Genomic DNA, 11,330 nt, shown 5'->3' with positions numbered 1-11,330 from the left:
CCGAACCCGACCCCGCCACGCAAACCGCAGCGGATTCAAGATCCGGGAGGAAGAGGAGGTACCGGCTTCTCACCGGCTCGACAAGATTACCAGAGCTGGACACCAACCGCGCACACGACGCGCGCTTCGGGGTTTCCGTACGGGCGCGAACGTAGACTCTGGCAGGTGAGCGACATGGCGCCAGTGGCGAAGAAGATCCCGGTCGAGCGTACTCATCACGGCGACACCGTGATCGACGAGTACTCCTGGCTGCTGAACAAGGACGATCCCGACACGATCGCGTACCTGGAGGCGGAGAACGCCTACACCCAGGAGATGACGGCTCACCTGAAGGACCTCCAGGACACCGTCTTCCAGGAGATCAAGAGCCGTACGCTGGAGACCGACCTGTCGGTCCCGACCCGCAAGGGCGCCTGGTGGTACTACGGCCGTACGGAAGAGGGCAAACAGTACGGCATCCAGTGCCGGGTGGCCGCCGACGGCGACAGTCCGCCCGAGCTGAAGCCGGGTGAGCCGCTCCCCGGCGAGCAGGTGCTGCTGGACGGGAACGAGCTGGCCGGCGACAGCCCGTTCTTTTCGATCGGCACGAGTGCGGTCAGCCCTGATGGCGCGAGGCTCGCCTACTCCACCGACTACACCGGCGACGAGCGGTTCACCCTTCGCTTCAAGGACCTCGTCACCGGCGAGATCCTCTCCGACGAGATCCCCGGCGTGTTCTACGGGGGCGCGTGGTCGGCCGACGGTTCGACGTTCTTCTACGTCACCATCGACGACGCCTGGCGGCCGTACCGCGTTCATCGGCACACGCTCGGGTCGGACGAGCCCGACGTCGTCGTCTATCAGGAGGACGACGAGCGGTTCTGGGTGGGGATCTCACTCACCCGGAGCAAGCGCTATCTCGTGCTGTCCGCCAACAGCAAGATCACCAGCGAGGTGCGGATCCTGGACGCGGCCGAGCCGACCGGGGAGTTCACGGTGGTCAGGCCGCGCCGGACCGGGGTCGAGTACGGCCTGGACCACGCCGGCGACGACTTCCTCGTCCTGCACAACGAGGGTGCGGTCAACTTCGAACTCGCCACCGCGCCGGTCACCGATCCGGCCACGTGGACGCCGCTCATCGGGCATCGGGAGGACACCCGGCTGCTCGACGTCGACGCGTTCAAGGATCACATCGCCGTCCACTTCCGCCGCGACGGCCTGACCGGCGTCCGGATCCTGCCTCGCGACGGGCGGGAGCCGTACGAGATCTCCTTCCCCGAGCCGCTCTACGACGTCGCGCCTTCCGGGAACGCGGAGTTCGAGACGGGCCGGCTGCGGCTCAGCTACACCTCGATGGTGACCCCGCCGTCCGTCTACGACTACGACCTGCGGACGGACGAGCTGATCCTGCTCAAGCGCAAGCCGGTGCTGGGCGGCTACGACCCCGCCGACTACGAGCAGTTCCGCGAGTGGGCGACGGCGGAGGACGGGACGAAGGTACCGATCTCCATCGTCGTCCGGAAGGGCACCGACCGACCCGCCGCCACCCTGCTGTACGGCTACGGCAGCTACGAGAGCTCGATCGACCCCTACTTCTCGGTGGCGAGGCTGTCGCTGCTCGACCGCGGGTTCGTGTTCGCGATCGCCCACGTGCGGGGCGGCGGCGAGATGGGCCGTCTGTGGTACGAGAACGGCAAGCTGACACGGAAGAAGAACACCTTCACCGACTTCGTGGCGTGCGCGCGGCATCTCAAGGCGGAGGGATGGTCGAGCCGGATCATCGCACGCGGTGGCTCGGCGGGCGGCCTGCTCATGGGCGCTGTCGCCAACCTGGCCCCGGAGCTGTTCGCCGGGATCGTCGCCGAGGTCCCGTTCGTGGACGCGCTGAACACGATCCTCGACCCGTCGCTGCCGCTCACCGTCATCGAGTGGGACGAGTGGGGCAACCCGCTGCACGACCCCGAGGTCTACGCGTACATGAAGTCGTACTCGCCCTACGAGAACGTCGACGGCCGGCCGTACCCGCCGATCCTCGCCGTCACCAGCCTGAACGACACGCGGGTGTTCTACCACGAGCCCGCCAAGTGGATCGCCCGGCTGCGTGCGGCGGCGACCGGCGGGCCGTTCCTGCTCAAGACCGAGATGGGCGCGGGGCACGGGGGCCGCAGTGGCCGGTACGACTCCTGGCGGGAGGAGGCCTTCGCGCTCTCCTGGATCATCGACAGAGCCGGCTAGCGGACGAGCACGACGTCCAGCCGGCGGGGGGCCGTGCACGCCCTCGACCCGGTTCAGCTCGATGTCGCTGGTCGCCGACGGCCCGGAGATCCAGGTCAGCGGGCGGCGGGGGTCCAGCGCGGCCACCGCGTCGGGCACGCCGGCGACGATCTGGTCGGTCCGTACGACGCACACGTGGTGGTCGGGCACCAGCGTCAGCGCCCGCCGCCCCTGGGCCGGGCCTGCGTCGAGCACGATCGTGCCGGTCGTCGCGATCGCGATCGCGCAGCCGGTGAGCACGGCCGACGCGTCGTCCAGTTCCGCGACGGTGAGCGGCGCCGGGTCCCCGTCACGGGCGACCTCTCCCCGGTAGCCGGTGAGCCACTCGCCCGGCAGGTCGTACGGCACCGCCAGGCGGGGGTCGTCGGCGAGCACGGCGGCCAGTGTGGCCGCCAGTTCGCCGGGCCCACAGTGGCGGACCGTGGCACGGTAGTCCGCCAGCCGCTCGGTCAGCAGCTCGACCGGGTCGGCGCATTCGGCCGTCCGCAGGTAGTCCCGGGGCACGGGTGGTGGCGCGGCTCCGTTTCCGAGGGCGGTACGGATGCGGTCGAGGATCTCGGTGCGTGCGTCCATCACGACCCCTCTCTGCTGCGCGCCCACCAGTCGCGGAACGATTCCCCGGCGGGGAGCGGCGCGTCTCGCTCGGCCGTCCAGGCCGACAGCGGCCAGGGCAGTCGTCGTACCGTACGGCGTCGCAGCAGCGCGGCCAGTGGCCGGGTGGCCCGCCGGGCGATCCGCAGGACCCGGGTGTAGCGACGGCCCGCGCTCATGATCCAGGTCGCCGCGCGCATGGCCGTACGCTCGGCTGACGGGTGGCCGCGCCGCTCGTCCACGGCCTGCTGCCGCAGGTGGACGAGGACCTGCGGGATGTCGATGCGCACCGGGCAGACGTCGAAGCATGCGCCGCAGAGCGTGGAGGCGAACGGCAGGCTGCGGTTGGCCGCCACGCCGGTGAGCTGGGGCGTCAGGACCGCGCCGATCGGCCCGGGATAGACCGAGCCGTACGCGTGCCCGCCCACCCGTTCGTACACCGGGCATACGTTGAGACAGGCGGAGCAGCGGATGCAGTGCAGCGCCTGCCGGCCGACCTCATCGGCGAGCGTGGCCGTGCGCCCGTTGTCCACCAGCACGATGTGCACGTCCTGCGGCCCGTCGCCCGGGGTCACCCCGGTCCACATCGAGGTGTACGGATTCATCCGTTCGCCCGTCGAGGAGCGCGGCAGCAGCTGCAGGAACACCTCGAGGTCGGCGAACGTGGGCACGAGCTTCTCGATGCCGACCACCGAGATCAACGTCTCGGGCAGGGTCAGGCACATCCGGCCGTTGCCCTCCGACTCCAGCACCACCAGCGTGCCGGTGTCGGCCACGGCGAAGTTGGCCCCGGAGACGGCCACCTTCGCCGACAGGAACCTCTCCCGCAGGTAGCGCCGGGCCGCCTCGGCCAGCGCCCGGGGGTCGTCGGTCAGATCCGGGTCGGTGCCCGCCATCCGCTCCCGGAAGATGTCGCGGATCTCGCTGCGGTTGTAGTGGATCGCCGGGACCAGGATGTGCGAGGGGGTGTCGTCGGCGAGCTGCACGATGAGTTCGGCCAGGTCGGTCTCGAGCGCGGTGATCCCGGCCGCTTCGAGTGCCTCGTTCAGGCCGATCTCCTGCGTCGCCATCGACTTGACCTTGACGACTTCGTCCGTACCGGTCTCGCGGACCAGCCGGGTCACGATCGCGCACGCCTCGGCCGCGTCCCTGGCCCAATGCACGCGTGCGCCCGCCGCCGTGGCCGCCGTCTCGAACCGGGTGAGCAGCTCCGGCAGGCGGGCGAGCACGTCGGCCTTGATGGCGCTGCCGGCGACGCGCAACTCCTCCCAGTCGGGCACCTCTGCCACCATCCGGGCCCGTTTGTCGCGGATGGTGTGGGTGGCACTGCGCAGGTTACGCCGGAGCTGCTCGCGGGACAGTTCACGCCGCGCGGCCTCGGGGAAGGGCAGCTCGCCGACCAGCGGGTTCCGCGTCATCGTCCGCCTCCGGCCAGGATCTCGGCGTAGTGCAGGGGTCGGGTCGGCGCACCGCTCCTGGACAGTCCCCCGCCGATGTGGGTCAGGCAGGAGTTGTCCGCGGCCAGCACGTATTCCGCATCGGTCGTGCGGATCGCCGCGCACTTGTCGGCGAGCATCGCTCCGGACACGTCGGAGTTCTTCACCGCGAAGGTGCCGCCGAAGCCGCAGCACTCTTCTGCGTCGGGTAATTCGACCAGCTCCAGATCGCGTACGGCACGCAGCAGCCGCATCGGCCGGTCGCCCAGCCGCAGCATGCGCAGTCCGTGGCAGGTCGGGTGGTAGGTGACCCGGTGCGGGAAGCGCGCCCCCACGTCGACCACGCCCAGCACGTCCACCAGCAGTTCGGACAGTTCGTACGTCCGGGCCGCCACCTCGGCCGTCTCGGGCAGGAGGCGGGGATAGCCGTCGCGCACCATGGCCACGCACGAGCCGCTGGGTGCGACGACGGCGTCGTAGCCGGCGAACGTCTCGGCGAACCGCCGGGCCAGCGGGACCGCCTCGGCGCGGTAGCCGGAGTTGGCCTGCATCTGCCCGCAGCAGGTCTGTTCGACCGGGAACTCGACGCGATGCCCCAGCCGCTCCAGCACCCGCACCACCGCCCTGCCTGTACCGGGATAGAGCAGATCATTGACACAGGTAATGAAAAGTCCGATCCGCATGGCTTCATCCTCCCCCTCGGGGCTCCTGTTCCATGCGCGATCGCTCAGGTACAGTCCCACAACGTCGGCGAATGCGGCTGGATTGGAGAACAGCGAGTGACGTACGTTGCTGCGGACGACCGGTACGGGCCCATGCCGTACCACCGGACCGGGCGGAGCGGGCTCAAGCTGCCCGCCGTCTCGCTCGGGCTCTGGCACAACTTCGGCGACGACAAGCCGATCGACACGCAGCGGGCCATCCTGCGCAGGGCCTTCGACCGCGGCGTGACCCACTTCGATCTGGCCAACAACTACGGTCCTCCGTACGGCTCCGCCGAGATCAACTTCGGGCGCCTCCTGCGTGAGGATTTCGCCCGATACCGGGATGAGCTGATCATCTCGACGAAGGCGGGCTGGGACATGTGGCCCGGGCCGTACGGCAACCTGGGCTCGCGCAAATATCTGCTGGCCAGCCTGGACCAGTCGCTCGAGCGCATGGGCGTCGACTACGTCGACATCTTCTACAGCCATCGCTTCGACCCCGACACGCCCCTCGAGGAGACGATGGGCGCTCTCGATCACGCGGTGCGGTCGGGGAAGGCCCTCTATGTCGGCATCTCCTCCTACGGTCCGGAGCGGACCAGGGAGGCGGTCCGGATCCTGCGCGAGATGGGCACGCCGCTGCTGATCCACCAGCCGTCGTACTCGATGCTGAACCGCTGGATCGAGCGCGGGCTGCTCGACGTGCTGGACGAGGAGGGCGTCGGCTGCATCGCGTTCTCCCCGCTGGCGCAGGGCATGCTGACCGACCGCTACCTGGGCGGCGTCCCGGCCGACTCGCGCGCGGCGCAGGGCAAGTCGCTCGACCCCGCCCTGCTGACCGAGGAGACGATGCGGCACGTACGCAAACTCAATGAGATCGCGAAGGCACGCGGCCAGTCGCTCGCCCAGATGGCGCTGGCCTGGGCGCTGCGCGACCGGCGGGTGACATCGGTGCTGATCGGCGCCAGCAGCGTGCGTCAGCTCGACGACAACCTCGACGCGGTGAAGCGGCTCGATTTCTCCGCCGAGGAGCTCGCGGCCATCGACAAGGACGCGGTCGAGTGCGGCATCGACCTGTGGGCCGGCTCCAGCACGAGCTGACCTCGGTCCGCCCGCCGACCGGCGGATGACCGGCCGGCGGGCGGACTCGACAGGTCGCCGAATACGCGGCACAGCGGCCCCGTGGCGACCGGCACCGTCAGATGGCGTTCCGGCGCTGCAGGTGGGTGAAGGCCGCCCAACCGGGCAGGACGGGCAGCCAGAAGGTCATCAGCCGGAAGAGGAGAACCGCCGACAGGGCGATCGTGTCGTGCACGCCCGCGAGCCGCAGCCCCACGATCAGCGCTCCCTCGACCGCGCCCAGTCCACCCGGCGTGGGGGCGGCCGAGCCGATCGCGTTGCCCGCGAGGAACACCACGGCGACCGCGGTGAAGCTCGCCTCGCCGCCGAAAGCCCGCACGCAGGCGCCCAGGCAGACCACGTTGAAGATGGTCAGCAGCACGGTCCCGCCGACGCCTTCGAGCACCTTGCGCGGGGACTGCACCACGTCGAGCAGCCGCGGGATCACACCGGAGAACATCGCGCGGACCCGCGTGGTCACCAGCCTGCGCAGCGGCCGTACGGCGAGCACGATCAGGAAGATCACGGCGACGCCGAGCAGCACGACGAGCAGCCCACGCGACGGGGTCAGGGACGGCGCTGCCTGCGTGCCGGTGAGATATCCGAACAGCAGCAGCAGCGCTATGTGCGAGGCCAGGCCGACGAGCTGGGAGGCACCGACGCTGGCGACGGCCGGACCTGGCGGCACCCCGCGCTTCTGCAGGTAGCGGGTGTTGATCGCGACGCCGCCGACCGCCGCCGGGGCGACCAGCTTCACGAACGAGGCGGACAGCTGCACCAGCACCGTACGGCCCAGCGGCAGCGGCTCGGGGACGAACCCACGCACGATGAGCGCCGCCGCGAGGAAACTCGCCGCCGAGGCGACCAGCGCCACCCCGCCCCACGCCCAGTTGGCCGTGGTCACGATGGAGACGAGGTTGACCCGGCTGATCTGGGAGAACAGGATGTACGCCGCGACGGCGCCCGCGATGATCGTCACCAGCGTGCTGGGGCGGAACCGTTCGAGCCGGACCTCTTTGACCTCGACCCGCGGCTTCAGCGCGACGATCTGCTCGCGGATCGCGGGGAGAAGCTCCTTGTTCCGGCGCAGTTCCGTACGGGTCTCCCGGGCGAGCACGATCCGCTGGAGCATGGGCAGCGCCCCGGCGAGCGTGTCCGCGCCCAGCACGGCCGCGGCGGACTTCACCGCGCGCTCGGCCCCGACCCGGGTGCCGAGGTAGGCGAGCAGCTGGGCGATGTCGAGCCGCAGCAGCAGGTCTCCTGCGGCGATCTCACCGCTGCGCGCGTCGACCAGGATCACCCGCCCGGCCGGGTCGACGTGGATGCTGTCACCGGTCAGGTGCCGATGGGCGAGCCGATGGGCGTGCAGCAGCCGCACCTGCTCCCACATCTGGGCCAGCAGGTCGTCGCTGAAGTCCTCGTCGGACAGGTCGGCGACCGGGCGGGTGTCGATGTGCTCGTAGGCGAGCAGCGCGGCCTCGGTGCCGATCTCGCTCGTGCCGAGCAGGCGCGGCAGGCGCGCTCCCGCAGCGTGGGCGGCGTAGGCCATCAGCGCCTCGCGCTCCAACTCGGCCCGCAGGGACCTGATGGCCCGCCGCCGGGTCTCGGTGTTGAGCCGGATGCGCCGCCACAGGCGGTAGGCGAGGCCGGCCACCTGCCGGTCCCGGTCGAGCACGGTGACGTCGAGGGATCGGTCGCCGTCGAGCCCGACGAAGTAGCGCCGGCTGCCCGAGCTGTCGTCCTCCATCCGCCTGGCGCTGGTCGGGGTGAAGCCGAGGCGGCGCAGCGCGGCCAGCACCGCGCTGCCCGGCGGCCTGGTGTTCGCGCTGCCGATGCCGTAGAGCGTGCCGAACCCGACGGCGAGGCCGACGAGGTAGGTGAGGATCACGCCGAGGGCGGTGACCTTGTTGGCCGTGAAGAGCGCGAGCACGTCGAGCGCGATCGCGATCCACATGAAGGCCCGCCACTGCGGCCGCCGAGACATCCGTACGGCTGTCGCGTACGCGATGGCCGGGGTGAGCACGGAGTTGAGGGGCTCCACGTCCCGCCCGCCGGTGAGCAGCTGCTTCAGCTCGGCGGGACCGGCGAGGACGAGCCACTCGTCCAGCGAGTAGGCGATGACGAGGGCGAGGATGGCCGCGATCAGGCCCTGGGTGACGCGCATGCCGTCACGGTGGAAGACCCGTTCGACCGCGAAAGCCACGGGCACGACGAGCACGGCGACACCGCCGAGCAGTCCGGAGATGGCCGACAACACCTGCGGAGCCAGGCCGGTGCCGGCCTGGACGTCGGTCTCCAGGCCGTTGAGCGTACGCTGAAGCGCCAGCGCGAGCAGCACGACGGCGCCGAGGGCCGCCAGCGTGAGCATGAAGCGCAGCGCGTCCGAGGGACGGCGGATCCGCTGCGGCAACAGGGGCTCGACGACGAGGAAGACTCCCCGGCCGGGCGTGTCCAGCGCGGTGTCCTGCTCCTTTATGCCTCTCACCACCAGCGATTCTGTGCGATCTCCGCACGGGGTTTCCACACGTTCGACGGCAAGCGGTCTTCCCTCCGAGGCGAAGTGGCTCGGCCATTCATTGACACTCTATGGAGCGTCGGCGGTCTGCGATCGGGCTGATCCCGCTTGATATCGTTCCGTCGCCGAACAACGTGGCACACCAGGGCAATCCGGCCGCCCGAGCGTCGCCGGCACCGGCTATCGCCACGCGAGGGGAGAGTTATGGAGTCGCGGATTCCGGGGGCATGCCCGCTCGACTGTCCGGACACGTGCTCGTGGGAGGTCACCGTCAGAGACGGCGTGGCCGTCGGCCTGCGCGGCAACCGTGAGCATCCGTTCACCCGGGGCGCGCTCTGTGTGAAGGTCAACCGCTATCTGGAGCACAGCCGGGCCGCCGACCGCATCCTCCACCCGATGCGCCGGGTCGGCCCCAAAGGTTCGGGCCGCTTCGAACGCATCACCTGGGACGAGGCGCTTTCGGAGATCTCCGTACGGCTCACCGCCATCATCGACGAGCACGGCGGCGAGGCCATCTGGCCCTATCAGGGCACCGGGACGCTCGGGTTCATCCAGGGCGAGAGCGGCCAGGCCGGGCGGCGGTTCTGGAACGTCCTCGGCGCCTCGGAGCACGACCTCAACATTTGCTCCCGAGCAGGCAACGTCGGCCTGCGCTACACCAACGGCACCCCGGGCGGCATGGACCCGGAGACGTTCGCGCTGTCGAGGCTGATCCTGCTGTGGGGTACGAACCCGCTGACCAGCGGCCACCACGTGTGGAAGTTCGTCCAGGACGCGCGGGCGGCCGGGGCGTACGTCGTCGCGATCGATCCGATCAGGACCCGCACCGCCGACCAGGCGGACGAGCACCTGCCGATCCGGCCGGGGACCGACGCGGCGCTCGCGCTCGGGCTGCTGCACGTGGTGCTGGAGGAGGGGGCCGAAGACCGCGACTACATCGAGCGGCACACGTACGGCTGGCCCGAGTTCGAGGCGGAAATCAGGAAATATCCGGTCAGCAGGGTGGCCGAGATCACCGGGCTGCCGGAGGACCGCATCCGCGCCCTCGGCGTACGGCTCGCGCACACCCGGCCGACCGGCATCCGCGCCACGATGGGCGTCCAGCGCCACGAGGGCGGCGGCACGGCGCTGCGGACGATCGCCTGCATCCCCGGCGTCACCGGCGACTGGCGCCACCCCGGCGGCGGCGTCGTCTACTCCACCTCGGCGTACGCACCGCTCACCGTCGACACCAGGCCCGACCTGCTCGCCGAACCGGTGCGCACGCTGACCATGACCCGGCTGGCCGACCAACTCGACGAGACGGTCAGGTGCCTGTGGGTGTACGCGGCCAACCCCGTCGGCTCCACCTCCGACCAGAACCGGGTGCGGGCGGCGCTGCAGCGGGATGACCTGTTCACGGTGGTGATGGAGCAGTTTCCGACCGACACCGTCGACTACGCCGACATCGTGCTGCCCGCCACGATGCAGACCGAGCACATGGACCTGCACGCGGGCTACGGACACATGTACCTGGTCTGGAACGAACCGGCGGTCGAGCCGCCGGGTGAGTGCCTGTCGACGACCGAGACGTTCCGCCGCCTGGCCAGGCGCATGGGCCTCACCGAGCCGGCGCTGTACGACTCGGATCTGGAACTGGCCGAGCAACTGCTGAGCGGCAGCGGGATCGGCCTCGACGTGCTGCGCAAGCAGGGGTGGGCCCGGATCGACGTGCCGGATCCCTTCGTGCCGTTCACCGACGGATTCCCCACGCCGAGCGGGAGGCTGGAGTTCGCCTCCGCGCGGGCGGAGGCCGACGGCCTGCCACGGGTCGCCGGATATATCCCCTCATACACGGCGCGTACGGCTCCCGCCGCACGCGATCATCCGCTCACGCTGATCACCCCGGCCCAGCACACGTTCCTCAACACGATCTTCAGCAACAACCCGGAGCTGCTGAGGCGGTCGAAGGGCCCCCGTGTGCTGGTCAACGAGGCCGACGCGACGCCGCGCGGACTGGTCGACGGGCAGCCGGCCCGGGTGTTCAACGGCAACGGCGAGTTCGTCGCGTACGTCGAGATCAGCGACCGGGTCCGCCCCGGCGTGGTGGCCGCGCCCAAGGGCCACTGGCCCAAGCTCAGCCCGGGAGGCGCCAACCCCAACGCCGTCGTGGACGAGCGCGACGCCGACATGGGCCGTGGCGCCGTCTACCACGACAACTTCGTCGAGGTGGCCCCGCTCAGCTCGTGACCCGGAGCTTGAAGCCCTCGTGTGAGGCGGTGAAGCCGAGGGAGGAGTAGAAACGGTGCGCGTCGGTCCGCGCCTTGTCGGAGGTGAGCTGCACGATGTCGCACCCGCGCTCGCGGGCCCGTTCGACGGCCCACTCCATCATCGCCCTGCCGACGCCCTGCCGCCGATAGGGCGGGGCCACCCTGACCGCCTCGACCAGGGCACGCCCGGCGGCCCGGCGGGACAGGCCGGGGATGTAGGTGAGCTGCATGGTCCCGACCACCTCGCCGCCCTTCTCGACGACGATCAGCTCGTTGCGCGGGTCGGCGTCGATCGCGTCGAAGGCGCTCTCGTAGTCGGGCGCCGCGCCCTCGACGCCGGAACCCGCGGCCCGCTCGCGTGCCGCCGACACCGGATCGCCGACGATCAGCGCCACGATGGCCGGGATGTCCTCGCGCCGAGCCGTACGAAATGAGAGGGACATGCGGCGATCCTAACCAGGGC

The 11,330-nt window shown here is 70.4% G+C and carries 7 protein-coding genes and 1 pseudogene; 3 read left to right on the top strand and 5 right to left on the bottom strand.

Going from position 1 to position 11,330, the window contains the following annotated elements; translation table 11 throughout:
* The first annotated feature begins 174 nt into the window (after positions 1–174).
* Positions 175–2,214 carry a S9 family peptidase gene (locus AP234_RS38895; protein WP_055482609.1) on the top strand — a complete coding sequence of 680 codons (2,040 nt, stop codon included), beginning with the start codon at positions 175–177 and terminating at the stop codon, positions 2,212–2,214.
* Positions 2,215–2,301: 87 nt separating this feature from the next.
* Here the strand turns inward: AP234_RS38895 and AP234_RS38890 are convergent.
* The 3 genes and pseudogenes from AP234_RS38890 to AP234_RS27340 all read right to left on the bottom strand — a co-directional run.
* A pseudogene (locus AP234_RS38890) lies at positions 2,302–2,826 on the bottom strand (LutC/YkgG family protein); the annotation flags it as partial.
* Positions 2,826–4,262, bottom strand: a complete 1,437-nt coding sequence (locus tag AP234_RS27345) for a LutB/LldF family L-lactate oxidation iron-sulfur protein (RefSeq protein ID WP_055482607.1) — start codon at positions 4,260–4,262, stop codon at positions 2,826–2,828. The gene AP234_RS27345 and the pseudogene AP234_RS38890, both read right to left, overlap by 1 nt.
* On the bottom strand, positions 4,259–4,963 hold the full coding sequence (locus tag AP234_RS27340) for a (Fe-S)-binding protein (protein WP_055482606.1): 705 nt from the start codon (positions 4,961–4,963) through the stop codon (positions 4,259–4,261). Before AP234_RS27340 ends, AP234_RS27345 begins: the two co-directional genes overlap by 4 nt.
* 96 nt (positions 4,964–5,059) lie before the next feature.
* Here AP234_RS27340 and mgrA point away from each other — a divergent pair, with 96 nt between their 5' ends.
* Positions 5,060–6,085, top strand: a complete 1,026-nt coding sequence (mgrA, locus tag AP234_RS27335) for an L-glyceraldehyde 3-phosphate reductase (protein ID WP_055482605.1) — start codon at positions 5,060–5,062, stop codon at positions 6,083–6,085.
* A 97-nt stretch (positions 6,086–6,182) separates the two neighbouring features.
* Here the strand turns inward: mgrA and AP234_RS27330 are convergent, their stop codons facing one another.
* Complete coding sequence (locus tag AP234_RS27330; RefSeq protein WP_235558401.1) at positions 6,183–8,588, bottom strand: lysylphosphatidylglycerol synthase transmembrane domain-containing protein; 2,406 nt, start codon at positions 8,586–8,588, stop codon at positions 6,183–6,185.
* A 234-nt stretch (positions 8,589–8,822) separates the two neighbouring features.
* Between AP234_RS27330 and AP234_RS27325 the strand changes: the two genes are divergently transcribed.
* Positions 8,823–10,847, top strand: coding sequence for a molybdopterin-containing oxidoreductase family protein (locus AP234_RS27325; RefSeq protein ID WP_055482604.1), 2,025 nt, complete (start codon positions 8,823–8,825; stop codon positions 10,845–10,847).
* Here AP234_RS27325 and AP234_RS27320 read toward each other — a convergent pair.
* Positions 10,837–11,310, bottom strand: a complete 474-nt coding sequence (locus AP234_RS27320; protein ID WP_055482603.1) for a GNAT family N-acetyltransferase — start codon at positions 11,308–11,310, stop codon at positions 10,837–10,839. The two genes, AP234_RS27325 and AP234_RS27320, sit on opposite strands and share 11 nt — an antisense overlap.
* Between the last annotated feature and the right edge of the window lie 20 nt (positions 11,311–11,330).

Source organism: Sphaerimonospora mesophila (assembly GCF_001417795.1).
GTDB lineage: Bacteria > Actinomycetota > Actinomycetes > Streptosporangiales > Streptosporangiaceae > Sphaerimonospora > Sphaerimonospora mesophila.
This window is presented reverse-complemented; position numbering and strand designations above follow the sequence as displayed.

Coding starts and splice junctions, on each gene's coding strand:
- AP234_RS38895 (WP_055482609.1), top strand. CDS start 175: ATGGCGCCAGTGGCGAAGAAGATCCCGGTCGAGCGTACTCATCACGGC.
- AP234_RS27345 (WP_055482607.1), bottom strand. CDS start 4,262: ATGACGCGGAACCCGCTGGTCGGCGAGCTGCCCTTCCCCGAGGCCGCG.
- AP234_RS27340 (WP_055482606.1), bottom strand. CDS start 4,963: ATGCGGATCGGACTTTTCATTACCTGTGTCAATGATCTGCTCTATCCC.
- AP234_RS27325 (WP_055482604.1), top strand. CDS start 8,823: ATGGAGTCGCGGATTCCGGGGGCATGCCCGCTCGACTGTCCGGACACG.
- AP234_RS27320 (WP_055482603.1), bottom strand. CDS start 11,310: ATGTCCCTCTCATTTCGTACGGCTCGGCGCGAGGACATCCCGGCCATC.